This is a genomic window from Microbacterium sp. Root322 (assembly GCF_001425645.1).
GTDB lineage: Bacteria > Actinomycetota > Actinomycetes > Actinomycetales > Microbacteriaceae > Microbacterium > Microbacterium maritypicum.
The window spans coordinates 671,989-697,508 of sequence record NZ_LMCS01000001.1 but is presented as its reverse complement, the minus strand read 5'-3'; the positions used below and the strand labels follow the sequence as shown (position 1 = coordinate 697,508).

The window sequence follows — 25,520 nt, the reverse complement described above, 5'->3', positions numbered from 1 at the left end:
GGTCTCGTCGCGTGCCGGGGGTCTCGGCGACCGCCGGGCGCGCTCGGTAGGCTGGATCCCATGAAGATCGCCCGGTTCAGCCACGACGAAGCCATCATGTACGGGATCATCGACGAGCGCGAGCTCGTGGTGCTCGCCGGGGACCCGATGTTCACCGGGTACGAGACCACCGGCGCTCGGGTGCCGCTCGCGGATGCCGCCCTGCTCGCCCCGGTGATCCCGCGGTCGAAGGTCGTCTGCGTCGGCAAGAACTATCACGATCATGCCGCCGAGATGGGGGGAGAGGCCCCTGAGGAGCCCCTGCTGTTCCTCAAGCCGAACACTGCGGTGATCGGCCCCGGAGACGCGATCGTGCGGCCGACGCTCTCCGAGCGCACCGAGTACGAGGGCGAACTGGTCGTCGTGATCGGCAAGATCGCGAAGAACGTCAAGGCCGAGAATGCGCTCGACTACGTGCTCGGCTACACGATTGGCAACGACGTGACCGCTCGCGACCTCCAGCGCAAGGATGGTCAGTGGTCGCGCGCGAAGGGCTTCGACACGTTCTGCCCGCTGGGACCGGTTATCGAGACCGACTTCGACCCGGCGAACGCGACGATCGAGACGCGCGTGAACGGCGAGGTGCGCCAGCACGCCCCGCTCACCGACATGATCCACTCGGTACCGGCGATCATCGAGTACGCCTCGGCCGTGTTCACCCTGCTCCCCGGCGATGTCATCATGACCGGCACCCCGGCCGGTGTCGGCACGTTCGCGGCCGGTGACGTCGTCGAGGTCGAGATCTCGGGATTGGGCATTCTGCGCAACACCGCGCGCGACGCCGTTCCCGCGTCATGACCGATGTCGCCCTGACGGCGGCGCAGCAGACGGCGGTCCAGCGGCGCACCGTGCTGGTGCTGTCGTTCGGGCAGGTGCTCGGCGGTATCGCCTTCGGGGCCACGGTCTCGCTCGGCGCGCTTCTTGCTGCCGACATCTCGGGGAACGACGCGCTCTCCGGTTTGGCGACGGCTTCCGTGACGCTGGGAGCGGCGGCGTGCGCCATCCCGCTCGCCCGCCTCGCCGCGCGCGTCGGACGCCGCCGCGCGCTCACGCTCGGCAACCTGTTCGCGCTGGTCGGCATCGCGGTGGTGATCCTCGCCGCTGCCCTGCGGATCTTCCCCCTGCTGCTCGCCGGGATCCTGATGATCGGCGCAGGCAATGCGGGAAACCTCCAGTCGCGATTCGCGGCGACCGATCTCGCCGCCCCGCAGCACCGAGGCCGCGACCTGTCGATCGTCGTCTGGTCGACGACCATCGGCGGTGTCGCCGGCCCCCTGCTGCTGGGTCCTGGGGAGATCGTCGGGCAGGCGGTCGGGATGCCACCGCAGACGGGCTCGTATCTGTTCTCCTTCGTCGCGCAGTGCGCGGCGCTGCTGCTCTACATCGTCGCGCTGCGTCCTGATCCGCTTCTGGCGGCCCAGCGGCTCGCGAAGGCGTCGACCGCGGACGCCGGAACGGTGGCGGTGGATCGCCCGCGGGTCGCCCGCTATGCGATCTTCGCGATCGCCGGCTCTCATGTGGTGATGGCCTCGGTCATGGCCATGACTCCCGTGCACCTGTCGCACATGGCCCACGGCGCCGGGGGCATGGCCGCGAGTCCGGCAGATGTCTCGGCGCTCGTGGGGATCACGATCGCCCTGCACGTCGGTGGCATGTACGCCCTGTCCCCGGTCTTCGGTGTGCTGGCCGATCGATGGGGCCGACTGCAGGTCGTTCTGCTCGGACAGGTACTGCTCGCCGGAGCTCTCGCGTTCGCCGTGTTCACCGGTACGGAGGCGTGGGGCGTGATGGTGGCCCTCATCCTGCTGGGGCTGGGGTGGAGCGCGGCGACGGTCGCCGGCGCCGCACTGCTCACCGAGGCTTCGGCGCCCGAGCTGCGCACCCGCAGGCAGGGGCGCAGCGATTCGCTGATGAGCCTCTCGGCTGCCGCCGGGTCTGTGCTTGCCGGTGTGGTGCTGTCGAACTTCCAGTACTCGGGACTCGGCATCGCGGCTTTCGTCCTGGTCGTCGTGATCGTGGCGCTCTCCCCGCTCGCCCGCTCCGGCGTCCGATGAAGGACTGGGTCGGCGTCGGCGAGGCATATTCCGCTTCCTACGCCCCACTCTGCGCAGGGACCTTCTCGGTGATGCAACGCGCACTCGGCGCACCGGGAGGGCGCAGCCTGCTCGATGTCGGCGCGGGCGACGGCAGGCTCGCTGCACTGTGGGCGGAGACGGGATGGAGCGTCCAGGCGTGCGAGCCGGAGGAGTCGATGCGTAGGGTGTCCCGCCGCGAACGACCGCAGGTCGACACGATCGATGCGGGGCTGCCGGATCTGCCGTTCGCCGACGGTGCCGTCGATGTGGTGGTCGCGAACTTCGTCCTGAACCATGTCGCCTCTCCGCGCAGGTCAGCCGCCGAGCTGCGGCGCGTGAGCCGTGGCGCCGTGGTCGCGACGACCTGGACGCTCTCGCCCTCCTGGTTCTGGGCGGAGGTCACCGAGCGCGCGAGGGTGACCCCGTTCGCCGGTGCGAAGCTCCCGGCCGACGAGGATTTCGAGCGGACCGCCGACGGCTTCGCGCGGATGCTGCGGGACGCGGGTCTGGAGCGCGTGGTCGTCACCGAGCACGGCTGGACCTGGAACGCGGACCCGGATGTGCTCTGGCATTCGGTCGAAGGGGGCGTCGCCGGGGCCGGTGCTCTCTATGCCCGTCTCGACGCCGATGATCGTCGGCGATTCCGTGCGGCGTTCGAGCGCGTCGTGGATGAGCGCGCTGCGCACGGCGCGCTCCCGCTCGAGCATCGTGCGGCCGTGGCTGTGAGCCCATTTTCCTGAGGGCCCTCCGCCCACCCGCGATGCGACGGCCGTCCCCGTAGAATCGAAGGGCTATGGCTACCCCTCACCCCCTCACCACGACTGTCAGTGGTGCCGACGTCCGCGTCCGCTTCTGCCCCTCGCCGACCGGACTGCCGCATGTCGGCATGGTCCGCACGGCTCTCTACAACTGGGCCTACGCCCGTCACAACGGCGGGAAGATGGTGTTCCGCATCGAGGACACCGACGCCGCCCGTGACAGCGAGGAGAGCTTCCGCCAGCTCGTCGATGCTCTGACCTGGCTCAAGATCGACTGGGATGAGGGCGTCGAGGTCGGCGGACCGCACGCTCCGTACCGGCAGTCCGAGCGTCATGACATCTATCGCGAGGTGATCGACAAGCTCATCGCCACGGGCGCACTCTACGAGAGCTTCTCCACGGCCGAGGAGATCGACGCGCGCAACGAGGCCGCAGGCCGTGCCAAGCAGCTCGGCTACGACAACTTCGACCGCGATCTCACCGAGGAGCAGAAGGAGGCGTTCCGCGCCGAGGGTCGCCAGCCTGCGCTGCGCCTGCGGGTACCGGACGAGGACGTCACCTACGTCGACCTGATCCGCGGCGAGGTCACCTTCCCCGCCGGCTCGTTCCCCGACTTCGTGGTCGTGCGTCCGAACGGCGTGCCGCTGTACACCTTCGTGAACCCGGTCGACGACGCCCTGATGGGTATCACCCACGTGCTGCGTGGCGAGGACCTCATGCCCTCGACCGCACGCCAGCTCTCTCTGTACGCCGCGCTCATCGACGCGGGCGTCACGACGTTCGTGCCGCGCTTCGCGCACATGCCCCTGGTGTTGGGAGAGACCGGCAACAAGAAGCTCTCCAAGCGCGACCCGCAGGCCGACCTGTTCCTGCACCGGGACCGCGGCTTCATTCCCGAGGGGCTGCTCAACTACCTCGCGCTGCTCGGCTGGTCGATCGGTCCCGACCGCGACGTGTTCTCGCTCGACGAGTTCACGGCCGCGTTCGACATCGTCAACGTCAACCCGAACCCGGCCCGCTTCGATCAGAAGAAGGCCGAATCGATCAACGGCGACCACATCCGGATGCTGGGGGAGAAGGACTTCGCCGAGCGCACGATCCCGTACCTCGCCGCGGCCGGTCTGTTCGACGAGCCCACGCACGAGCAGCTGGTGACGGCGTTCCGTGTCGCACCTCTCGTGCAGGAGCGCGTGCAGCTGCTGGGCGAGGTCCCCGGCATGGTGGGCTTCCTGTTCACCGACGAGGTCACCTACGCCGAGGATGCGCTCAAGGGGCTGCCGGCGAACGCCGCCGAGGTGCTCGATGCCTGCGTCGTCGCGCTCGAGCCGCTGGAGGAGTTCACGCCGGAGAAGATCCAGGAGGCCCTGGCCGCGGAGCTGGTCGAGAAGCTCGAGCTCAAGCCGCGCATCGCCTACGGCCCGCCGCGCGTGGCGATCACGGGCCGCCGGATCTCCCCGCCGCTGTTCGAGTCGATGGAGCTGCTGGGCAAGGAGGAGTCGCTTCGTCGTCTGCGCTCCCTGTCGGCGTTCCTCGCCAGCTGAGGCGCGACGCGCCCGGGCGGCGGATCACGGCCCACTGGTTTTGGTGTTCCGCCGCCGCTCGGGTAGGCTTGATTCTCGGTGCGAGGCTCCGGTTTCGCCCTTGGGGTATGGTGTAATTGGCAACACGACGGTTTCTGGTTCCGTTATTCTTGGTTCGAGTCCAGGTACCCCAGCAAGTCGAAAACCCCCGCTCAGGCGGGGGTTTCGTCGTTTCCGGACCAGTATCGCCAGAGCAGTTCGGCCGCGTGTCCACCGCGACCACGAAAGCCCTCTGGATCCCGTGTCAGCACAGGATCCAGAGGGCTTTCGTGATGGCGCGTCAGGCCGAGCGGCGGCGCAGGTGGAACAGCCACGTGCCCGCGGCCAGCAGAGTGAGGGCAAGGCCCGTCCAGACCCAGCCGATCGCGCCGTCTGCGCCGGTCGTCGCCAGGGGGTCGGAAGAGCTGTCGGCTCCGGGCTTCGTGTCCGCGCCGTGCCCGTCGCCGGGGCTTCCGTTCCCGGTACCTCCGTCGCCGCCCTCTCCAGGCGTTCCCGCGTCGACCGCGGCGAACTCCACCGAGGCGAGCACTCTGCTCTGGACGCCGGTCAGCACCAGGTCCGACCCCTCGATGGCGAAGCTGTCGACGCCGCTGGCCGTGACCGTGGAACCCGCGATCCGGAAACCGGCCGCCGGGGTGAGAGTCAGTCGCACCTGGCCCCCACGATCGGCGACGCCCTCTGCGGGCGAGACGGCGCCCCCGCGCACCTCGGTGCGATAGCTGAAGCGCACGGTCTGAGCCTCCACCGCGTCGACGGCGGCCTTCAGTGCATCGAAGCTCGTACGAAGCTGCTCGCTCGTCGGTGCCGGTGCGGCACGTCGGTCGAGCGGGGCTGCTTCCCCTGCGAGCAGAGCGGCACTGTTCGACGTCGCGGTGGCGAGCGCCTCCCCGAGGGTCTGATCGAAGACCCGGCCGTTGGCGGCCTCGACCTCGTTCGCGTTCATCAGCTCGGTGGCGTACTCCACGGCCTGGGAGAGCGCGGCGTTCTCGGCGGTGGAGTCGCCCGCCGCGAACAGGGCGGCGACCTCGGTTCCGGTCAACGCCGTGTTCCACATCCGCAGGTCGTCCATGTCGAGACCGATGCCGTAGCTCTTGCTGCCGTCGACGCCCACGAGCATGTTCAGACCACTGGTCATGCTGCCGATGCCCGCGATGCTCATCTCCTTGGCCAGCACGCCGTCCAGGTAAGTGCTCGCCACGTTGCGCGTGCGATCCACGGTCACGGTCATGTGGTGCCACGAACCCCGGTAGTCGCCGACATCACCGGTCGCATATACGCCGTTCGTGCCGTCGCCGAGGGTGAACTCGAGCTTGCCGGTGTTGGTTCCCTCCGGCGCGAGGTTGATGCCGGAGCGGTACCAGTTCGCCCAGTTCTTGTTGCTGATGATCGCGCCGTAGCCGCTGACTCCTGTGACCTTCGTCCAGAAGCCGATGGTGAGGTCCTTGTCCGTGCCGAGATCGAACTCGGGGCGGGATCCGAGGTCGATGTAGTTGCTCGCGCCGCCGCCGATGCGCACCGCCGTTCCCGACGCGCCGGGGCGGTCGGTGTCGACATAGGAGACCGATCCGACCGGCTTCGCCGCGGGAGCCGTGCCCGCGTGTGCGCCGGTGTCTCCGAGATCGCCCTCGAAGGCGAGGTGCAGGAATTCGCCGTCCGGCGCAGGCGCCGGTACCTCCGGGAAGTCGGGGAAGACGAGCTCGCCGGCCGTGCGCACGATGCCGGTGAGCGGCTCGGACGCGTTCTGGAAGTCATCGTAGGCGGTGACCGTGACGGTGTAGTTCTTCGCCGCCTTCAGGCCGCGGATGTCGAAGCCCATCGTGTTCGGGGTCATGTAGAACCGCGAGTACGCCTTGAACGATCCGGCGACGGACTTCGGGGCGTTGCTTCCGAAGTCGGGCACCTGATTCGCGGTGAACGGCACGGGGTTGCCGGCCTGGTCGCGGATCTCGACCTCGTAGTAGTTCACGAGCTCATCGTCCTTCGCCTGGTCGAAGCGCAGCGTGAGGGACTCCTCTGCGATGTCGCTCGCGGTCACGGCAGCGGCACCCCACCATGGTGCGACCGTGCTGCGCTGATCCGCGGTGTACGTGAAGCCGCTCTTGCCCTCGGTCGTGTCGATGACCCAGGGCATGCCGATCCACCGCTGATGGGTGACATCGAATCGGCGGATGACCGTGCGTCCGTCGGCGAGCACGGACACGAAGTTCGCGCTCTTCTGCGGGACCCCGGCGCCGGCATCGCCCTGGTTGCCGCCGAAGTAGCCGCCGCCGATGAAGTCAGCGGGAACGTCTTGGTAGATGTAGTTCATCGACGCGTTCTCGTAGACGGTGAAGTCCTTCTGGAAGATGCTCGTCTCCGGGTTCGATGAGAAATGGGTGTGCGCGGAACCCAGCATCACCTGCGGGTAGTCCGCGAGGATGCGCTGCAGATCGGGTCCTGCCATGTCGTAGTCGGCATGGAAGGGGCCACCCAGCGAGGTGCCGGCGTACCCGCTGTGGATCGAGACGAAGATCGGCGAGGCCGGGTCGTAGTCGGGCTTCGCCGCGATCTCCTGGAGCGTGCTGCGGAGGTAGGCCTGGTAGCCGGAGCGCTGGCCGCTGTATCCGAACGTGTTCGTGCCGTTGTAGTCGAGGCCGATGAAGTCGATGCCCTCGATCGTCGTGTGGAAGTTGCTCACGTAGCCGGTGTCGGCGTTCGGGTAGAACCACTCCGGCGCACCGGCGGGCGCGTTCGAGCGTGCGGCCTCGAACGTCGCGCCCATCAGATCGGCGATGTCGTGGTTGCCCTGTGTCAGAAGCACCTGCGACTCCGGGAACGTCTCGCGCATGACGCGTTCGACCGCGCGGTACCAGCCGGCGACCTTCTCGCTGTCGCCGGCGAGGTGAGCGGAGTACTCGGGATCGTTCGCGCCGACGACGTCGCCGTTGTCGACGACGACGCGGGGTTCGAACCCCTTCGCCTCTGCCCAGGAGCGCAACGCCTGGAAGTGCGGCTTCGCCCCCTCATAGGCGACCTGCTCCGATGTCTTGTCGGCCGTGGCGGAGCCGCCGAGCTCGGTGTCGGACATCGTGATGAACTCGAGCGTCGCCTCCGCATCGTTGTAGGCGTCGTTCGCGGCCTCGATGCGCTGCGGGGTCATCGGCTCGGTGGCAGGAAGGGAGGCGGGGTCCGCCATCGGTGCGATCGCCGCGGCGGGCAGGGCGGGCAGGAGCAGGGTGAGCGCTGCAGCGGCGGCGATCACCCCTCCGCCCAGAGCACGGCGCCGTGCCGGTCCGGGGCGGGGGCGCGTCTTCATCGGATCATCAGGGGTCAGCATGGAGCTTCCTCACGGGGTGTTGGTCGGGTGCGAACGGGGAGAGATCGGACGAGCAGGTCAGGGGAGTGCGGGCTCGAGGGCCATCACCGAGGCCACCCACGCGGCGGTCACAGGGCGGAGGTCGGGGATGCACGCGGTCGCGCCGCTCGTGGCGCGCAGGTCGGCTCGCACCTGTACGACCCGGCCTCCGGCCGCGACGGCGGCCAGGACTCCGACCTCCGAGTCCTCGAACACCAGACCGGTGCCGGGGTCGATGCCGAGCAGATCGAATGCCTGCAGATAGGGCTCGGGATCCGGCTTCGTGTGCTGCACGTCATCAGCCGTGACGACGACGTCGAATGCGCCCAGAGTGAGGCTTTCGGCGACCGCATCGACCCAGCGGCGCGTCGAGCTCGTCACCAGCGCGATGCGGATCCCTTCTCCGCGGAGGTGTCCGAGCGCCTCCTCGGCGCCGGAGACCCACGACAGGCGGTCGGCGAAGGTGTCGATCGTGAGCGCCTCGAGGTCGGCGGCGACCTCGGCGGCTCGGGAGGACAGGCCGCCGACCTCGATCAGCGCGTGGGCGGCGTCGATGCTGGAGAGACCCTCGAACTCGACGAGCTGTGCAGACGAGACCGCCGCGCCGTCGAGCGCGAGCCGGGCCCGGATCGCGTCGAGCCACAGCCGCTCGCTGTCGACGAGCGTGCCGTCGAGGTCGAAGAGCACGGCAGCAGGCCACGCGGAAGGGCGGTGATCGGAGGAGGGCGTCGACGGGGTCACGGGTTGATTACCCCGCCTGACGGTGTGCAGAGGAGGGCGCGCAGATGAACGACGACGGAACGATCGGTGTCTCCGGGCGCGACACGCGGGACAACTGTGAACTGCTGTCCCGTTCGCGCGATCGCGGGCCTCGTGGCTCACCTAGTCTGAGATGGTGCCACCGGCGAACCCGCGCCCCCATCGCGAGATCATGAGCGATCTGATGACCAGGATCATCGACGGAGAGTTCGCCCCGGATTCCCGGCTTCCGTCCGAGACGAAGCTGGGGCACCATTACGGCTCGACCCGGGGAACGGTGCGCCGAGCACTCGCGGGGCTCGAGGAGCGAGGGCTGGTGTCGCCGGTTCAGGGCACGGGCTGGATCGTGCGTTCGGGGCGTCCGAGCCAGTCGTTCGAAGAGCTGCGGTCGTTCGCCCAGTGGGCGCGGTCGAAGGGGATGACACCCGGAGGGCTGGTGCGACGCAAGGAGTTCGGAGAGGCGACAGCAGCCGAGGCACGCCGTCTGTGGGTGAGCCCGAGGGCACGGGTGCTCCGCGTGACGAGGACGCGCAGCATCGACGGGCGCGACGTCATGCTGGAGCGCACCTCCTATCCCGACTGGATCGCCGATCGGGTCGCCGCGATCGCCGACGACGAAGCCTCGGTCGTCGAGGCGCTCACTCGCGACTTCGGCGTCGTGACCGCCTTCGCCGAGCACGCCATCGACGCTGTCCCGGTCTCCAGTGCGGACGCCACCCTGCTCGGGGTCCGTCGCGCGAGCCCGCTGCTGCGTGTGCGCCGGGTGAGTTACGCCTCGGCCGGTGAACCGATCGAGTATGGGGAGGATCGCTACCTTCCGGATGCCGTGACGTTCCTGGTCACGGCATCGCGGGAGAGCACGCCGCTCACGCGTACCGAGTTCTCGCGGTAGATCCGGGGCCTGGCCGGGCGCCAGGCCCGCGTCGCGTCCGGCGACGTCGAGGGCGCCGAGTAATGTGAATACGTGACAGGAACACGAGCAGAAGCGGCATTCTCCCGCGCTGTCACCGCATTCAGCACTCCTACGCTCGATCTGCTGCACGGTCGCTTCGCGCCGTTCGTGGTGGCGTCGCTCTCGCTCCTGTTCACCGCCGACCGGGCATCCATCCCGATCGCCGATGCGCAGGCCGAGCTCTCCGAGATCCTCGACGAGTTGCGGGGAGCGGGCGACGATGAGGACGACCGTCGGGTACCGGCGGGGACGGGACGCGACGTCGCCAGGAACTGGGTGCGACTGGGCTGGCTGGTGCAGCAGATCGATGAGGACATCGAGGTGTACCGGCTGTCCGCGCACGCGGTGGAGGCACTGGAGATCGCGGGACGCACGGGCGGAGGCCGCACGCGTGTCTCCAACTCACGGGTGCGCACGCTCCTCGAAGCCGTGGAGCATCTGGCCGACAGTGCCGAGGCCGATCCCCTTCGCCGGCTCGCCCGTCTGCGTGAGGAGCGCGCCGCGCTCGACGCCGAGATCGACCGGATCGAGGAATCGGGCCGGGCCGATCCACTGGACGACGAAGAGCTCTACGAGGAAGCCGAGAACGTGCTGCATCTGGCGCGCGAGCTCCCGGCCGACTTCACACGGGTCGCCGAGTCCCTCAAGCTGATGCAGCGCGACGTCGTCGCCCATCTGCGCCGCGACGAGCGGCCGACGGGTGAGGTGCTCCGCGAATACCTCCAGCGCGCGCAGGACGTGATGAACTCGACGCCGGAAGGGCGCGCGTTCGCCGGTGCCCTGAGACTCATCGGCGATCCGGACCGCATCGATGCGCTCACCGAACAGCTGCACGGCCTGCTCCGGCAGCCGTTCGCCCGCATGCTCGACGCCACCCAGCGTGCCGAACTCGATGCGATCGGGCGTCGGGTGGAACTCGGCGTCGAGGAGGTCCTCGCCGCGCAGCGGCGGGCATCCCATGTCATCACCGGCCAGGTGAAGACCCATGATCCGCTGCGGGACCGTCAGATCGACGACCTGCTCCGCGACGTCATCGCCGCGCTTCACGTCTGGGATGGCACGGGGGCGAGCGCCGCGCCGGTGCGCAGCCTCCCACTCATCGATCTGGGTCACCTCAGACAGACGGTGAGCAGCATCCGCCCTCCCGCCGTCCCCGCCCCGCTCGCGGATGCCGAGGATGTCGAGTTCCCCGATGTCGACACGCGAGCGTGGGGTGGTCCGAGGTATGCGGAGCTCGAAGAGTACGTCTCGAACCTCGGCCCGGAGTTCGATCTCGCGACCGCTTTCGAGGACGCCGCCGACGACACCCGCCGGCCCGTCGACCTCGTCGGACTGCTCGAGATCGCTCATCGCAACGGCATGACCGAGAGCGATGCGGTCTCGGTCGTCGAGGCGCTGCGTCCCGACGGCTCGACACGACGTTTCGCGTTCGGCGCCGTCACGGCGCGCAACCCGAAGGAAGAAGCACATGCCTGAAGAGAGCCACGTGACGGAGGCCCCGGTGGACGATGCGTTCATCGCCCCCGTCCCGATGGAAGACGACATCGAGGAGCACTTCGCGGGTGATCGAGGGACACTCGATCCGGAGATCCGACGACTGCTCGCGCACATCCTCCAGCGTCGTTTCATCGCCGCGGAGCGCAATCGTCGGGAGTGGACGCTCCTGCTCGACCACCAGCAGGTGATCGAGTCGCGGCTGAACGACCTCTACCTCCGCCTGGTCGTCGACCACGGTCGCGGTTTCGCCTACAAGCAGCAGTTGCGCTCCGATGAGATCGACATGCCGGTGCTGCTGAAGGACGCGCCCTACACGCGAGCCGAGACCCTGGTGCTGGTGCATCTTCGCACGGTGTATCAGCGCGAGTCCGCCGCCGGTGAGGCATCCGTGCGCATCGACATCGAAGACCTCGAGCAGACGGTGCTCAGCTACTTCACCGACGTCGACGGGGGCACGGCCCGACAGCAGAAGGCCATCCGGAACGCGATGGACCGTCTGGATCGAGAGGGCATCGTCCAGGAGGAGACCAGTGGGCGCTATCGGATCAGTGCGCTCGTCGAGGTCGTCCTCAGCGCCGAGACCCTGAAAGAGCTTCGCGATTGGCTGCGGTCGCAGGAAGTGGTGGAACGATGACCATGGTCGACACGCTCTTCGGGCTCATCCCCGCGGGGTCGCGGGGACAGCAGTGGGTCGCGGAGGAGCTGCAGCTGATCAACTGGGGCGGATACGACGCCGGCCCCCATCGTGTGCGCTTCTCACCCGACGCGACCCTGCTCTGCGGGGGCTCGGGTTCCGGCAAGTCCACCCTCATGGATGCGTACATCGCCTTGATGATGCCCCACACGACGCCGTTCAACGGCGCCTCGAACGGCGGAGTGACGGGTCGCCCTCGCGGCGACGAGCAGCGGAACATCCTCTCCTACGGGCGCGGGAAGATCGACGAATCCCGCACCGAGGACGGCACGAAGCTGCGTGTGCTCCGCGGCGACGGCGAAGACACATGGAGTGCGATCGCGACGACGTGGCTCGATCACGACGGATCGCGTTTCACCGCGGTGCGCGCGTGGTACATCCCCGCGGATGCTCGCACTCTGGAGGACACGACCCGGGTGCGGGCCACCGTGAACGGGGCATTCGATCTGGGGCTTCTGGAGAAGGCGGCCACGCAGAGGCTCTCCGATGCGTCGGTACGGGCGACGGGACTGGAGACCCTGGCGACGGACCGCGAGTTCTCGGCGCGGCTGCAGGCGGTTCTCGGCATCGGGGCGGCAGGTTCCGGTGCGAAGGCGATCAGCCTCCTGGCGAGGATCCAGGCGGGGCAGCAGATCACGACGGTCGACGATCTGTATAAGAAGCTCGTGTTGGAAGAGCCAGAGACCATGGCCACCGCCGATGCCGTGGTGGCGCATTTCGACGAACTCGAGAGCACGCGTACGAGGATGCTCACCGCGAAGCAGCAGGTGAGCGCGCTCGAGCCGATCCGCGGGATCAAGGACCGCATCGCTGCCGCCGCCGAACGCGTGCGGGTGATCGACGAGGTCGGCGTCTTCACCGATCCCTCCTCGCTCGCCGCGCTCTGGAACGCGCAGCGGCGCCTGGATCTGCTGCGCGAGGTCGAGGTCGAGCTGGGGGATCGCACCCGCGCGCTCAGCCTCGCCGTCCGCGAGAAGCGCGCCCTCGTCGATGCCGCCGATCTCGAGCGTGAAGGCCTCCTCGATGTGCTGCGGCAGTCCGGCGGCGACCGCCTGGAGACCGCACAGCGTGAGCTGCGCGTGGCCGAGCGTCGTCTGGAGGACGTCCGGCGGGAGAGGGCGAAGTTCGACGCGATCGCCGAGGAGCTCGGGGTGGAGGTCGAAACCGCCGCGCAGTTCGATGCCTTCGTGGCCGGCACCCGGGGCTCATCGCCGAAGTCCGACATCCGCGACGCGCGTGCGGCCTTCGCGGACGCGGAGACGGCGCGCAGGACCGCCGAGGCCGAGATGCGGAGTTTGCGCGACGAACGCGAGAGGACCATCCGCGTGCGCGGCAGCATCCCCGCGCACCTCGACGAGTCACGCGCACTGCTCGCACAGGCGGTCGGACTCGCGCCATCGGATCTTCCGTTCGTCGGGGAACTCATCGAAGTGCGCACGGAGTTCGAGCCATGGCGCGAGGCCTTCAACCTCGCGCTCGGCGGCTTCGCGAGGACGCTTCTGATCGACGTCGAGCATCTGGCAGAGTTCCGTTCCGCCATCAACGCGGTGCGCACCCCGGAACGGCTCAACTACGAAGGCGTCCAGACGGGGCTCCCCGAGATGCGGGGCGCCGACCCGAAGACGCTTCCCGGGCGGCTCGACCACCTGCCCACGCCCTTCACCGGCTGGCTCCAGCAGAGACTCCAGGAGCGCTTCGGGTACGTCTGCGTGGACTCGTCGTCGCAGCTGGGCGCGCATCAGAGAGCGCTCACCATCAGCGGTCAGGTCTCGCAGGGGAGTCGCGGCGCGCACGGCGGGCAGGGCCGCGCCAACATGCTGGGCTTCACCAACGACCGTCGTCTGCGTGAGATCGATGAGCAGCTGCGGCAGCTGAGCGCTCGGCATGACGAGTGCGCCGCCTCTGCGGCGGACGCCGAGGCGGCCCTCGACCGGATCGAGGCGCGGTCGACCGCGTTCGCGAGGATCGATGACCTGACCTGGGAGCAGATCGATGTCGCCGCGGTGGAGGCGGAGCGAGAGCGCTGGGTCGCCGTCGAAGCCGAGGTCACCACGGCCAGCCCCGAGATCGGCCAGCTCCGGCACCAGGCCGACGACCTGAGGACTCGGGCGGCCCGGCTCCGCGACGACGAGGCGCGTCTGAGCAATGAGCTCGCACAGACGCAGGATCACTGGGGCCAGGTCACCGACGACGTCGACGCGTGTCAGAGCGTCATCGATGCAGCCGCGGCATCGGGACTCGAGATGGGGGAGCGGCACGCGTCGTTCCTCGATGGTCGATTCCTGCATTCCGAGACGGGGGACACCCCGTCCGCGGCGGAGCGCCTGGCGCACCTGGACACCGCGCTGAGAACCGCGGCCCAGCGCCTTCACGAGGATCGCCGCGAGGCCGCCGAGGCCCACGAGCAGCAGCGCGAGAGCATGCGACGACTCATGACCGGGTTCCTGGAGCGCTGGGATAATCTGACGATCCTGCCGGATCCAGACGCGTCGGTCGGGGAGTTCGAGAGCATTCTGGAGGCGCTCCAGACCAACGGACTGCATGAGCTGGAGACCGAGTGGCGCGACAGCCTCCTCAAGCTCTCCGGCAACGATCTGACGAGTCTCGACTCGACTCTCAGCCGTTCGCTGCGCGAGATCAAGGATCGCATCGATCCCATCAACCGCATCATGGAGGAGCTGCCCTTCTACGATGACGATCACCGCCTGCAGATCACCCCGCGGGAGAATCAGACGGAGGCGCGCAAGCGCTTCCGACGTGAGCTCCGCGAGGTGCGGGGACTGATCGATGCGGCCTCGACCGATGCGGAACGGGAGGCCGTGTATCGCAAGATGAGCCGCCTCATCGCCCGGATGCGTCGGACGGCGCCCGACTTCGCCGAACTCATCGACGTGCGAAACCACGTGCGGGTGAGCGCGGAGCGGGTCACCGCCGCGACACGCGAGCACGTCGCGCTCTACGATCACATCGGCGAGAAGTCCGGAGGGGAGTCCCAGGAGCTCGTCGCGTTCATCGTCGGCGCCGCTCTGCGCTACCAGCTCGGAGACGCGGGGGCGGCACGGCCGCGCTACGCGCCGGTCTTCATGGACGAAGCTCTGATCAAGGCGGATGCCCACTTCACCAAGCGCGCGATCGGCGCCTGGAGAGGACTCGGCTTCCAACTCGTGATCGGTGCGCCGAACGACAAGTACAGCGCGATCGAGCCGCACGTCGATGTCGAGTACAACATCCTCAAAGACACGCGCGGTCGCTCCTGGGCGAAGGCGAAGGTGGGGCTTCCGCAGGAGGCGGTCTGAGGAGAGGCGGTCTGAGGCGGCCGGTCGTCCTCCGCGCCGCTACTCGCACTCCCCGAGGAAGCCGAGGTAGCAGACGGCCTCGTGGGTGACCGCCGCTTCATAGTCCTTGTTGGACACCTGCCGCGTCGCGGTCTCGGGCGTGCGGGTGAGGTGGCCGAAATCGCCGAGCGAGGCGACGACCGAACCCTCCGAATCCTCCGCGCGCATGCGGTCGATCTCGGCGCGGTGCTGTCCGCAGAGGGTCACGGCCGCAGGAACGAGTTCGACGCCGGCGCAGGCTCCGGCGTAGTTGACCTCCATCGCATCGATGCAGTCCGTCCAGTCCTGGTCGACAGCGCACGGGCTCACTCCGTCGTCCGACACGAGGTACAGGCCGGTCTCGTACTCCTCGCTGTGGAACGTCTCCGGCTTCTCCGGCGAATCGACCTTCGTCCAGTGACGAGCGGTCGTGAAGGCCACCACCACGATGATGACCGCGATCAGCAGCAATGCACCGACGATCGAAAGCGCCACCCAGAGGCCGACCCGGCTCTTCTTCTGCGGCTCGCCGGAGGTCGGAGGAACGGCGTGGCCGGCGTATTCCGCCGGGCCTCCGCCGTAGGCCGGGGGAGCGGATGCGAACGCGGCCGTCCGCGCGAAGTCATGCCCGCCGAGGGGAATCGTCTCGGCGGTCGGCGAGGCGTCCGGCGTCGAGGAGGCATCGACGACAGGCGCCGTCTGCGGGTTCGTGGACAGCCAGTACTCGTACCAGCTCCGGCTGGCCTGCGGGTCGGCGGCGACCTGCTGCGACTGGGCATCCGTGAGCTGGATGCCCAGTCCCTGCCGGGAGACGGCGTCCAGCAGGGAGGAACGGAATTCTTCGAGAGACAGCGCCATGCTCGTGATGATGGCAGATACCGGGTCGTCCGACAATCCGCTCCCGAACGGCGATGTCGCAGGCATCGGGAAGAATGTCGAGGTGATCGGTATGAGGAGCTTCTGGAACGCGCTGCCCACCGAGGGGCGCTGGTTGCTGTCGACCGTGGCCGTTCAGACGCTCGGGCGCGGCATGACACTGCCGTTCACGATCATCTACTTCCACGAGGTGCGCGGTTTCGACCTCGGCATCTCGGGGGCGCTGATGAGTCTCATCGCGATAACGGGTCTGGTCGTGACCGGTCCGGGGGGAACCCTGATCGACCGCTTCGGCGCACGGCGGGTGCTGATCGTGGGGCTGCTGTCCATGATCGCCGGATGCACGCTTCTCGCCTACGCCACGCACCCGGCGGTCGCCGCGGTCGCCGTCATGCTCATCGGCGTGAACTTCGGTGTGTCCTGGCCGGGGTTCAATGCACTCACCGCCACCGTGGTCGAGGGGGAGGTGCGCCAGCAGTACTTCGGCGTCAACTTCGCACTGGTGAACCTCGGGATCGGCGTCGGAGGAGTGATCGGCGGCTTCTTCGTCGATGTCACCGATCCCGCCACCTTCACGACGATCTTCCTCGTCGACGCCGCGAGCGGCCTGATCCCGCTCGCTCTGATTCTCGGGCCGCTCCGCCACGTGCGCACGCAGCATGAGGCAGCGGTCGACGCCCCGCCCGTCGGGGGATACCGGGAGATCCTGCGTCGACCCGCCGTGCTGTGGCTGACCCTTCTCACGTTCCTGTCGGTCTTCATCGGATACGGGCAGATGGAGGCCGGCTTCCCGGCTTTCGCGCGACAGGTCTCCGAGGTCTCCACCCAGGTCGTCGGCATCTCGTTCGCCGTGAACACCGCGGTCATCGTGCTGCTGCAGTTCGCCGTCCTGAAACTGATCACCGGCAAGAGGCGCACCAGGGTCATGCAGGTGATGGCGCTCATCTGGGCGCTGTCGTGGGTGCTGCTCGGGGCGACCGGATTCCTGCCGGGCACTCTGGTCGCGGCCATCGGGGTGATCGCCTACATGGGCGTCTTCGCGTTCGGGGAGACGATGCTGCAGCCCACCGTCCCCGCGATCTACAACGACCTGGCCTCCGACCGTACGCGCGGTCGCTACAACGCCATCAACTCCGCGGCGTTCCAGGGCGGTGCCATCATGGGGCCGCTCGTCGCCGGCGTCCTGCTCGGCGGCGGGCTGGAGGGCTGGTTCATCGGCCTGATGATCGCGGGGAGCCTCGCTGTCGGGCTGCTGGCCCTGGTGCTGGAGCGCGCGGTCGACCCGGCGGCCAACGGAGTGGTCGACATCCATCGAATGGAGGAGCCCGACGAGGTCCGCACGCAATAGGCTCCGATCATGGCTCTGGAGTCTCTTTTCCTCCGACTGGATCGGATCGCCGGCGGGCGGCAGGCGGGCGTCGCCATCAGCGAGGCCGACCGCACGCACCCCAAGACCGTGCGTGCGTTCACCTGGATCATCTGGCTCCTGGTCGTCGAGCTGATCATCGGGGTCGGCGCCGTCGCCGTCGCACTCGCGTTGGCAGTCGACGGCGCGTCGGTCTCGTTCGCCGTCTGGATGCGCACGCTCGTCGTGCTGGCGATGACCGCGACCCTGTTCTACTTCGCGTGGCGGGCGCAGCGCGGATGGCGGTGGGCGTATCAGCGTCTGCGCCTGTTCGCGCAGATCTTCCCGGTGATCACGCTCGTGATGGCAGCGATCCCCGGGCTCTACCCACTCTGGATGGTGTCGGAGCAGATCGTGTTCAGCCTGATCATGATCGGTATCGCCGACTTCCTGACGAGCGATCACATGCGCAGCACCTTCGCGGCGCCCCGCGCCGAGCCCGACGGGGAATAGCACGACGGCACCCCGCCACGCCACTCCCTTCCGCTGGTCGACACGGCCGGGCATCCTCGATCGCAGACAGTCGAGGAGGGGAACACGATGGCAAGACTCATCCGGGTGGTACCGGGGCAGGATCCGGGCTTCCGGCGCGTGCGATCGGGGTCGGGGTACCGCTACGTCGATCCGGCAGGGGACACGGCGCCCGAGGCCGATCGTGAGCGGATCCACGATCTCGTGATCCCTCCCGCCTGGCAGGACGTGTGGATCGCGGCCGACCCGCTCGCGCACATCCAAGCCGTGGGGGTCGACGGTGCCGGGCGCAAGCAGTACCTGTATCACCCGCTGTGGCGTGTGACGCGGGACCGCCGGAAGTTCGTGCGTGCGCTCGATCTCGCGGCCGCCCTTCCTCGCGCCAGAGCCCAGGTCACCAGGGCGCTCGCGCAGGAGGGGCAGACGAAGGAGCGCGCTCTCGCCATCGCGTTCCGTCTTCTCGACGATGCGGCCCTGCGCATCGGGTCGGAGCGATATCTGGTTCGGCACGGCAGCCGTGGTCTCACGACGCTTCGACGGCGTGATGTGCGCGTGGCCGGCAGCGAGGTCGCCCTGTCGTTCCCGGCCAAGAGCGGTCGCACGGCATCGATCGAGATCACGGACGAGTCACTCGCCGACGCTCTCACGGACTTCGCAGCCGGGAAGTCAGGGGCCTTCCTGCTCGCGTATCGCCGGGGGCGCCGTCGCATGCGGATCACACCCGCCGAGGTCAACGCCTACTTGCGGGAGGTCACGGGAGCGTCCTTCACCGCGAAGGACTTCCGCACGCTTCACGGGACGATCATCGCCGCGGATGCCCTCGCGCGGATCGGTGAGCTCGACAGTCGCAACCACCGGAGCCAGGCCGAGCGCCTCGCCGTGCAGGCGGCGGCGACGGCGCTCGGCAACACCACCGCCGTCGCGCGCGGCAGCTACATCGATCCCCGGGTGTTCAGCCAGTACGCCCGAGGGCGGACGCTCGATCTCTCGGTGACGCCCGAGACGGCCATCCGTCGTCTCCTCGGCGGCCCGGAGATCTCCCGGAAGGTCAACCGGCGAACAGGAGCCAGACGACGGCGATGAGCATCGGGACGAGAGGCGTCGCCACGGCAGCCAGGACCGGCCACCACCGCACGCGTGTGTCGACACGGCGCGCCCTGGCGGCGAGCGCGTCGCCGTCGCGGCGGTAGGCCTCCGGATCGAGGGGAGCGGCGGCTTCGTCGCGATAGAGCAGGGTGCGACGTCCGAAGCGGTCATGCAGTGCGGCGATCACGGTGAGGAACCGGTGCAGCTCTGCGTCGTCGGTCAGGTCGACGGCGGGGAAGTACACGTGCAGCGTGCTGTCGACGATCTCCAGGTCGAGGTCGGCGCTCGCATCGAGGAGGATCACCATGAGGTCGGGAGTGAGCACATAGAGCGCATCCGTCTCGTAACCCGTCGGTACCGACACGTCGAAGACGTCGCTGAAATCGCCCTCGAGTCGGAACCGCGATCGGCCGGTCGGGCGTCGTGGGAGCACACTGAGTGCTCCTCCGCCGCGCCGCGACCGGAGCGTGATCCGCGGCGCCTCGGACGGCAGTGGGATCCGCACCGCGCGCACCGTGTGCACGGTCGCCCCTTCGCGGTCGCCGACGACGAAGGTGCGCTCGACGCTGTCGAAGGGGATCTCGGAGCGACGCCCGTCGAGGTGGTCTCGTGCGGTGCGACTCCCGCGATCGATCTGCTCGTCGATGGAGCCGCCCCACACGTGGTCACCGATGTCCGCGCGATACTCCCAGCCGAGCGCCGCGGCGACGGCGGCGAGGGCGGCACGTCGCCGCTGGTGCCGGCGGATGGTGATCGTCGAGGAGGCGACAAGCGCTGCACCGAGGAGAATCGCCCCCACCTGGGCGAGCGCGAGGATCGCGCCCGTCAGGCCGAACCCCACGGGCAGCAGGTAGAACGCCAGTGCTCCGGCGATCCCGAGGGTGGCAAGGGACGCCGCGACGAGGATCAGAGCGCCCCGCGCGCCATCCTCTGCGCGCGGGGCGGTCGCGCCGACCGAGAGCGTCGGCACCGTCAGGGCTTGTACACGATGGCGATGTTCAGCTGATCGCCCTCGCGGGCCCAGGCGAGCCATCGGGGCTCGCCCGTGCTGGTGAGCCGTTGGATCGGGATGACGTAGACGCCCTGCTCGGGGCGGCTCAGTGCGCGGAACTCGGGCTTCTTCGAGATCCAGATGGTGCCGCCACCGTCCCAGGGCTCGAGGCAGGTGTAGACATAGCCGTGCGCGCGCAGGTTGACCCGGTCCGTGAGGGCTTCCGCCTGCTGCTTCAGCTCCGAGATGATCTCCTCGGGGACCTTCCCGTCGAGGGTGAAGGCCGCCACGTCGTACACGTTTCCCTCGCCGTAGTCCCTCGTGGTGAGCAGCGTCAGCTCGGTGACCCCCTTGTCGGAGGCGCGGGTCCACAGCGCGTGCGAGTTCTTCGCGCGCTTGTTCATCAGGAACCCGCCGAAGTTCATTTTCTGGAAGGAGAAGTCGTCGAGCTTCGCCGCGATCTCTGCGCGTGTCGTCATGGGTGTCATGTCCTTGTCCGGGAGGTCGGATGGCCTCTCCGTCGAGTGAGCCTAGGGGTGCGGCGCGTCGGTTCGTCCGACTCCGAACGACCCCGAACGAGCCCCGTCCGCAGACGCGCGACAGCGTGCCATAGGCTCGACTCATGCCCGCCCCGAGCACCCTCGATGAGCTCTGTCTGGGCCTCGGACGGATGCGTGCGGACGCGGGATCGCCGTCGTATGCCGAGATCGCCCGAAGGATCGGCAGCCTGCGCGACGGCGCCGAGCCTCCCAAGGTGACCGTCTACGACTGCTTCCGCCCCGGACGGCGGCGGGTCGACGATCGTCTGGTCGGCGATATCGTGCGTGTGCTCGGCGGTGGGCGCACCGTGGCGGCTCGCTGGCGTGAGACCGCACGCGCCCTCAACGGCCAGAGATCGGGAGTCCACGTCGAGGTGACGCTCGGACAACGAGACGCCACCGGTGCGGATGTCGGACGAGAAGCGCTGCTGGCTGCGGTTCCCGCAGCGGACGTCCTCATCCTCACGGGCCTGCCAGGAGCGGGCAAGACCACTCTCGCCTCTGCACTGGCCGGCTCGTCGCCGGTGCTCACCGTGCACCTGCGGGAGTCGGAGCCCGACCGTCCGCACGCCGACCCGATCGACATCCTGCGGCGCATGCTCGGAGCGCTCGGCGTCCGCTCTCTTCCCTACGAACTGCCTCGTCTGCGGGAGCGGCTGCAGGCGGCAGCCCGCGACATCTCCGTGATCATCGAGGACGCGGGCGATGCCGGCCGCCTCGCGGCGCTGCTGGTTCCCGGTGTGCGCTTCATCGTCACAGCCCGCGTCGACCTGGCCGACCTCGAGCAGCGCCTTCCGTCGTCAGACCTGCATGTGGCGAGGGTCGTCGTCCCGCCGATGTCGAGTGGCGAAGCCCGCCGCCTCCTCGCTCGTCTGCTGCCTGTCGAGGAGGGGACATCCGCGAAGGGCGCAGAGGCAGCCCTGCGTGCGGATGCGCTGCGCCGCATCGTCGCGGTCGGAGGGGGCCTCCCGCTCGATCTCGTGATGCTGGCGGGAATCGTCCGCGAACACGAGGGCTGGTCGTTCCAGGACCTCGCATCGAGATTCGAGCACGAACCTCGCGACGCGCGCATCCGTCCGGTCCTGGAGGCGGCGACGCGTTCCCTGTCTCCGGCCGAGGCCGACCTTCTCGCCGATGCCGCGCTGCTGGACAGGGACATCGAGGAGGGCGTGCTCATCGCCGCGGCCGGTCCCTCCGCCGCGCGGGATCTGCGCCGCCTGCACGCCCGTCATCTGGTCGAGCTGCGTGAGGGGCATGTGCGCATGCACGACACGGTCTTCGCCTTCGCGGCAGAACGGTCACGGTCGCTCCGGCCGTCGTCGGTGCGCCGACGGTTCGTGGACAGATCCGCGTCCGAGGTGCTCTCCCGGATCGGGGAGGACCCCGACTTCGCCGCACGTGAAGTCTCGACAGTGCTCGCAGTCGCGACCGCAGCCCGCGAGCACGGCCTCGACTCCGCCGTCGAGCAGGTGGCGATCGCGGCGCATCCCGCGCTCTCACGCTGGTCGCTCTGGAGCGAATCCCTGCAACTGCACGACTTGGCGGCGCGAGGGGAGGGGCTCGATCTCGTGCCGGACATCGCGCTCGGCGTGGCGCATTGCGCGGAGAAGCTCGGACGCCTCGACGAGGCGCTCATCACGCTGCAGCGGGTGCGCCGCATAGCCGCGGGATCGGCTCTCGCCCGCACCTGGAACCAGATCGGCAACGTCCAACGGTGGATGAGTCACCTCGATGAGGCGCTGGAGTCGTATGAACGCGCGGTCGCACATGCGCGGGATGCGCGGGACCGTGTCGTGGAGGGACGCGCCGCCGGCAACCATGCAGACACCCTGCGCATCCTCGCCCGTTATCCGGAGGCGCTGGAGGGGTACGCCCTCGCCCTGTCGATGGCGCGGGCGGAAGGCGACGATCTCAATGTGGCCGTCGTGCGCGGCAATCGCCCGCTGCTGCTCCTCGCGATCGGGCGGCTCGACGATGCGGAGAGTGAGCTGCACGAACTGCTGGACGCGTCCGGCGGTGAATCCCTGCCTTTCGTCCGACGCACGCTCGCCCTCGTCGCCGAGGCGCGGGGTGACGACAGGCAGGCCAGCGACCTGTCCGCGGTCGCGATGCAGAGCCTGCAGACGGCGAGGGAGTTCGCGACCTCGGCCGATCTCGAGCTTCTCGACGCGCGGATCGCCGGACGAGCCGGAGATGTCGTGAGGGCGAGGACCGCAGCGGAACGGATCCTCCGAGAGGCGGAGCGTGCGGGCTCGCCGCTGATCGCGACGGAGGCGGCGAACTCGCTCGCCGAGATCCTGGTGTCGTCAGCCACGAGGGGTGCGGAGGATGCGGATGACCTCCTGCGTGAGGCCGAGCGGCAGGCGCAGGAGGCGCGGAGCATCGCCGAAGCGACCGGGGATCGTGCAGAAGTGGCTCGCAGCGATGCGATCCTCGCTTCTGTCGCGCAATCGAGAGGCGACCAGCCCACCGTTCTCGTGCGCGCGCAGGCCTCCGCACAGGTCTACGCCGAGATCGGACACCGCCTGCAGACCGCGTGACGTCTCGGTCCACGGCGGTTCGTGCGGCATCCGGATGCCAGGATGGATGCATGGACACCGCCAACCTCACCCGCGAGGAGACCGCAGCGCGATCCGCTGCCGTCACCGTGCACCGCATCCGCGTCGAGCTCGACCTGACCGGAGCGCCGGAGCGCGCTCGCACCGGGTTCCCGACCGTGACGACCCTCGAGTTCTCGTCGACCGTCGACGCGACCTGGCTCGACTTCATCGGCGAAGGCGTCCAGCGAGTCTGCGTGAACGGCGTCGATCAGGAGATCGTCTACGACGGTGCCCGCATCTCGCTCTCGGGCCTGGTGGACTCCAACGTCGTCCGCGTCGAGGCGATCGGCGCATACAGTCGCTCCGGTGAGGGTCTGCACCGGTTCCACGATCCGGTCGACGACGAGACCTACCTCTACACGCAGTACGAACCGGCCGACTCGCGGCGGGTGATGGCCTGCTTCGAACAGCCCGACATGAAGGCCGAGTACACCTTCGTCGTCGACGCCCCCTCCGGATGGGAGGTGCTCTCGAATCAGTCTCCGACGCACACCGATCTCGGTGTCGGCGTGCAGCGCGTGGAGTTCGCACCGACCCTGCCGATCTCGAGCTACATCACGGCGGTGGCCGCGGGACCCTACTCGCGGGTGGACGGCGAGTGGCGCCGCGACGAGCAGAGCGTCACCCTCGGCGTGTTCGTCCGCAGATCACTCGCTGCGCACCTCGAGGCCGAGGAGATCCTCGAGGTCACACGCCAGGGGCTGGACTTCTTCACCGATGCCTTCGCCTACCCGTATCCGTGGGGCAAGTACGACCAGATCTTCGTTCCGGAGTACAACCTCGGTGCGATGGAGAACCCGGGACTGGTGACGTTCACGGAGTCGTATCTCTCCCGTGGGGCGGCGACCGACGCGCAGCGCGCCGCGCGAGCCAACACGATCCTGCATGAGATGGCGCACATGTGGTTCGGCGACCTGGTGACGATGACCTGGTGGGACGACCTGTGGCTCAAGGAATCTTTCGCCGACTACATGGGCGCCCATGCGTCGGCAGTCGCCACGCGCTATCACGATGCGTGGGTCACCTTCGCCGCCAGCCGCAAGGCGTGGGCGTACCAGCAGGACCAGCTGCCGACGACGCACCCCATCGTGGCGGACATCACCGATCTCGAGGCCGCGAAGCTGAATTTCGACGGGATCACCTACGCCAAGGGTGCCGCCGTGCTCAAGCAGCTGGTCGCCTTCGTCGGGGATGAGGCGTTCTTCGAGGGCGCCCGTCTCTACTTCGCCGCCAACGCGTTCGGGAACACGACGCTCGACGACTTCCTGGTGCAGTTGAGCGCCGTCTCGGGGCGGGACATGAGCGATTGGTCGGCGGCCTGGCTGCAGACCTCGGGCATGTCCACGCTGTGGACCGAGACCGAGGCGGACGGGCGGAGCATCCTCGTGCAGACCGACCCTCGCCCGCATCGACTGCGCATCGGGCTGTACGAGCGTGTCGACGGCCGGGTCCTGCGGCGCGAGCAGCGTGAGCTCGACGTGGTCGGCGAACGGACCGAGATCGACCTGCCCGATGCCGATCTGGTGCTGCTCAACGACGACGACCTCACCTATGTGAAGGCTCGTCTCGATGCGCGTTCGCTCGCGACGGTCGAGGAGTCCCTCTCTGCGATCGACGACCCGCTGGCGCGCGCCCTCGTCTGGTCGTCGCTGTGGAACGCCACCCGCGACGGCGAGCTCGCGGCGGCGCGGTACCTCGAGATCGTGCGCACCCATGCGCCCGCGGAGTCCAACATCGGGCTGTTGACGGGCGTCCTCGCGAACGCCAGCTACACGATCCGCCACTTCGTCGCGGAGGCGAGCCGCGACCAGGAGCAGCGGCGCTGGGTCGAGACCGTGTGGAGCACGCTGGAGGCTGCGGACGCCGGGAGCGACGCGCAGCTCTCCTGGGCCCGGGCGTTCGCGACGGCATCCGCCTTCGACGACGGGCATCAGGAACAGGTGCGGGCACTGCTGGACGGGCAGGCACCCGAAGGCCTCGTCATCGATCCCGATCTGCGCTGGCAGCTCCTCACGGCGCTGGTCACCACCGGGCACGCCGATCTTGCGGATGTGGCCGCAGAGCAGCAGCGGGACGACACGGGCGACGGACGTACAGCCGCACGGCGGGCGCGGTCGTCGCGACCGGATGCCACCGTGCGCCGCGAGGCATGGGACTCCGCTTGGAACGACCTCGCGCTCAGCAACGATCACCTCGATGCCGAGATCGGGGGTTTCCGCGCCGGCGGGCGCCGTGATCTCGTCTCCGGCTTCGAGGACGAGTACTTCGCGCGGATCGGGCAGGTCTGGGGCGCGCGCAGCATCGAGATCGCGCGACGGCTGGTGGTCGGGCTGTTCCCGGCCGGCGATTCGTTGGAACCGGTCGATGCATGGCTGGCCGCGAACGCCGAGGCGCCGGCCGCTCTCCGGCGGCTCGTGATCGAGCAGCGGGATCACCTCGCGCGTGAGCTGAGGGTCAGGGCCGCGCAGGCCTGAACCTGTGTGCCGTGTCCGGTCCGACGGTCGCCGGCCTCTCGACGATCGCGCCCGACGGGTGTGGTCGCGGGTGAGC

General features: G+C 68.8%; 18 protein-coding genes and 1 tRNA gene. 14 read left to right on the top strand and 5 right to left on the bottom strand.

What is annotated here, in order from left to right:
- Positions 1 to 60: 60 nt before the first annotated feature.
- The 5 genes from ASC55_RS03340 (at position 61) to ASC55_RS03320 (ending at position 4,586) form a co-directional block, all read left to right on the top strand.
- Positions 61 to 837, top strand: coding sequence for a fumarylacetoacetate hydrolase family protein (locus ASC55_RS03340; protein ID WP_017830796.1), 777 nt, complete (start codon positions 61 to 63; stop codon positions 835 to 837).
- Positions 834 to 2,093: an MFS transporter gene (locus ASC55_RS03335; protein ID WP_055868634.1), complete on the top strand. Its 1,260-nt coding sequence runs from the start codon at positions 834 to 836 to the stop codon at positions 2,091 to 2,093. Before ASC55_RS03340 ends, ASC55_RS03335 begins: the two co-directional genes overlap by 4 nt.
- A gap of 71 nt (positions 2,094 to 2,164) precedes the next feature.
- The gene (locus ASC55_RS03330; protein ID WP_235562515.1) at positions 2,165 to 2,854 is read left to right on the top strand and encodes a class I SAM-dependent methyltransferase; all 690 of its coding nucleotides are present in this window, start codon (positions 2,165 to 2,167) and stop codon (positions 2,852 to 2,854) included.
- Between the two features lie 53 nt (positions 2,855 to 2,907).
- On the top strand, positions 2,908 to 4,413 hold the full coding sequence (gene gltX, locus ASC55_RS03325; RefSeq protein ID WP_055872661.1) for a glutamate--tRNA ligase: 1,506 nt from the start codon (positions 2,908 to 2,910) through the stop codon (positions 4,411 to 4,413).
- Positions 4,414 to 4,514: 101 nt separating this feature from the next.
- Positions 4,515 to 4,586 (top strand) — tRNA-Gln (locus ASC55_RS03320).
- Between the two features lie 146 nt (positions 4,587 to 4,732).
- On the opposite strand, the gene ASC55_RS03315 is transcribed toward ASC55_RS03320, so the two are convergent.
- On the bottom strand, positions 4,733 to 7,768 hold the full coding sequence (locus ASC55_RS03315; RefSeq protein WP_235563077.1) for a LamG domain-containing protein: 3,036 nt from the start codon (positions 7,766 to 7,768) through the stop codon (positions 4,733 to 4,735).
- 57 nt (positions 7,769 to 7,825) lie between these two features.
- Positions 7,826 to 8,527 (bottom strand): HAD family hydrolase, encoded by a 702-nt coding sequence (locus tag ASC55_RS03310; RefSeq protein WP_162243037.1) that lies wholly within the window; start codon positions 8,525 to 8,527, stop codon positions 7,826 to 7,828.
- Between the two features lie 151 nt (positions 8,528 to 8,678).
- Here ASC55_RS03310 and ASC55_RS03305 point away from each other — a divergent pair, with 151 nt between their 5' ends.
- The 4 genes from ASC55_RS03305 (at position 8,679) to ASC55_RS03290 (ending at position 14,984) form a co-directional block, all read left to right on the top strand.
- Positions 8,679 to 9,437, top strand: a complete 759-nt coding sequence (locus tag ASC55_RS03305; protein ID WP_055868624.1) for a GntR family transcriptional regulator — start codon at positions 8,679 to 8,681, stop codon at positions 9,435 to 9,437.
- A gap of 72 nt (positions 9,438 to 9,509) precedes the next feature.
- Positions 9,510 to 10,973, top strand: a complete 1,464-nt coding sequence (locus ASC55_RS03300) for a DUF3375 domain-containing protein (protein ID WP_055872658.1) — start codon at positions 9,510 to 9,512, stop codon at positions 10,971 to 10,973.
- Positions 10,966 to 11,628: a DUF4194 domain-containing protein gene (locus ASC55_RS03295; RefSeq protein WP_055872655.1), complete on the top strand. Its 663-nt coding sequence runs from the start codon at positions 10,966 to 10,968 to the stop codon at positions 11,626 to 11,628. The genes ASC55_RS03300 and ASC55_RS03295 overlap by 8 nt, the downstream gene beginning before the upstream one ends.
- Complete coding sequence (locus tag ASC55_RS03290) at positions 11,625 to 14,984, top strand: ATP-binding protein (RefSeq protein ID WP_055872653.1); 3,360 nt, start codon at positions 11,625 to 11,627, stop codon at positions 14,982 to 14,984. The genes ASC55_RS03295 and ASC55_RS03290 overlap by 4 nt, the downstream gene beginning before the upstream one ends.
- Positions 14,985 to 15,023: 39 nt before the next feature.
- Here the strand turns inward: ASC55_RS03290 and ASC55_RS03285 are convergent, their stop codons facing one another.
- The gene (locus tag ASC55_RS03285; RefSeq protein ID WP_235563092.1) at positions 15,024 to 15,926 is read right to left on the bottom strand and encodes a hypothetical protein; all 903 of its coding nucleotides are present in this window, start codon (positions 15,924 to 15,926) and stop codon (positions 15,024 to 15,026) included.
- On the opposite strand from ASC55_RS03285, the gene ASC55_RS03280 reads away from it, so the two are divergent.
- The 3 genes from ASC55_RS03280 (at position 15,859) to ASC55_RS03270 (ending at position 18,837) form a co-directional block, all read left to right on the top strand.
- On the top strand, positions 15,859 to 17,226 hold the full coding sequence (locus ASC55_RS03280) for an MFS transporter (protein ID WP_082524211.1): 1,368 nt from the start codon (positions 15,859 to 15,861) through the stop codon (positions 17,224 to 17,226). The genes ASC55_RS03285 and ASC55_RS03280 overlap by 68 nt on opposite strands.
- Positions 17,227 to 17,235: 9 nt before the next feature.
- A complete protein-coding gene (locus tag ASC55_RS03275; protein ID WP_055868615.1) occupies positions 17,236 to 17,736 on the top strand; it encodes a hypothetical protein in 501 nt (166 codons plus the stop codon).
- An 87-nt stretch (positions 17,737 to 17,823) separates the two neighbouring features.
- Positions 17,824 to 18,837 (top strand): DNA topoisomerase IB, encoded by a 1,014-nt coding sequence (locus ASC55_RS03270; protein WP_055872650.1) that lies wholly within the window; start codon positions 17,824 to 17,826, stop codon positions 18,835 to 18,837.
- Here the strand turns inward: ASC55_RS03270 and ASC55_RS03265 are convergent.
- Entirely contained in the window at positions 18,803 to 19,810 is a 1,008-nt protein-coding gene (locus tag ASC55_RS03265; RefSeq protein WP_055872648.1) for a hypothetical protein, read from the bottom strand. The genes ASC55_RS03270 and ASC55_RS03265 overlap by 35 nt on opposite strands.
- Positions 19,811 to 19,812: 2 nt before the next feature.
- Entirely contained in the window at positions 19,813 to 20,310 is a 498-nt protein-coding gene (locus ASC55_RS03260) for a hypothetical protein (protein WP_055872647.1), read from the bottom strand.
- Positions 20,311 to 20,453: 143 nt separating this feature from the next.
- Here ASC55_RS03260 and ASC55_RS03255 point away from each other — a divergent pair, with 143 nt between their 5' ends.
- Together ASC55_RS03255 and pepN are read left to right on the top strand one after the other, a co-directional pair.
- A complete protein-coding gene (locus tag ASC55_RS03255) occupies positions 20,454 to 22,910 on the top strand; it encodes a tetratricopeptide repeat protein (protein WP_055872645.1) in 2,457 nt (818 codons plus the stop codon).
- A gap of 50 nt (positions 22,911 to 22,960) precedes the next feature.
- Positions 22,961 to 25,444: an aminopeptidase N gene (gene pepN, locus ASC55_RS03250; protein WP_055872643.1), complete on the top strand. Its 2,484-nt coding sequence runs from the start codon at positions 22,961 to 22,963 to the stop codon at positions 25,442 to 25,444.
- Positions 25,445 to 25,520 lie beyond the last annotated feature (76 nt).

Bases quoted from the DNA above. Each gene is read 5' to 3' on its own strand.
- ASC55_RS03260 (WP_055872647.1), bottom strand. From the start codon at position 20,310: ATGACGACACGCGCAGAGATCGCGGCGAAGCTCGACGACTTCTCCTTC.
- ASC55_RS03330 (WP_235562515.1), top strand. From the start codon at position 2,165: ATGCAACGCGCACTCGGCGCACCGGGAGGGCGCAGCCTGCTCGATGTC.
- pepN (WP_055872643.1), top strand. From the start codon at position 22,961: ATGGACACCGCCAACCTCACCCGCGAGGAGACCGCAGCGCGATCCGCT.
- ASC55_RS03255 (WP_055872645.1), top strand. From the start codon at position 20,454: ATGCCCGCCCCGAGCACCCTCGATGAGCTCTGTCTGGGCCTCGGACGG.
- ASC55_RS03275 (WP_055868615.1), top strand. From the start codon at position 17,236: ATGGCTCTGGAGTCTCTTTTCCTCCGACTGGATCGGATCGCCGGCGGG.
- gltX (WP_055872661.1), top strand. From the start codon at position 2,908: ATGGCTACCCCTCACCCCCTCACCACGACTGTCAGTGGTGCCGACGTC.
- ASC55_RS03315 (WP_235563077.1), bottom strand. From the start codon at position 7,768: ATGCTGACCCCTGATGATCCGATGAAGACGCGCCCCCGCCCCGGACCG.
- ASC55_RS03340 (WP_017830796.1), top strand. From the start codon at position 61: ATGAAGATCGCCCGGTTCAGCCACGACGAAGCCATCATGTACGGGATC.
- ASC55_RS03280 (WP_082524211.1), top strand. From the start codon at position 15,859: ATGCTCGTGATGATGGCAGATACCGGGTCGTCCGACAATCCGCTCCCG.
- ASC55_RS03290 (WP_055872653.1), top strand. From the start codon at position 11,625: ATGACCATGGTCGACACGCTCTTCGGGCTCATCCCCGCGGGGTCGCGG.
- ASC55_RS03305 (WP_055868624.1), top strand. From the start codon at position 8,679: ATGGTGCCACCGGCGAACCCGCGCCCCCATCGCGAGATCATGAGCGAT.
- ASC55_RS03295 (WP_055872655.1), top strand. From the start codon at position 10,966: ATGCCTGAAGAGAGCCACGTGACGGAGGCCCCGGTGGACGATGCGTTC.
- ASC55_RS03335 (WP_055868634.1), top strand. From the start codon at position 834: ATGACCGATGTCGCCCTGACGGCGGCGCAGCAGACGGCGGTCCAGCGG.
- ASC55_RS03270 (WP_055872650.1), top strand. From the start codon at position 17,824: ATGGCAAGACTCATCCGGGTGGTACCGGGGCAGGATCCGGGCTTCCGG.
- ASC55_RS03285 (WP_235563092.1), bottom strand. From the start codon at position 15,926: ATGCCTGCGACATCGCCGTTCGGGAGCGGATTGTCGGACGACCCGGTA.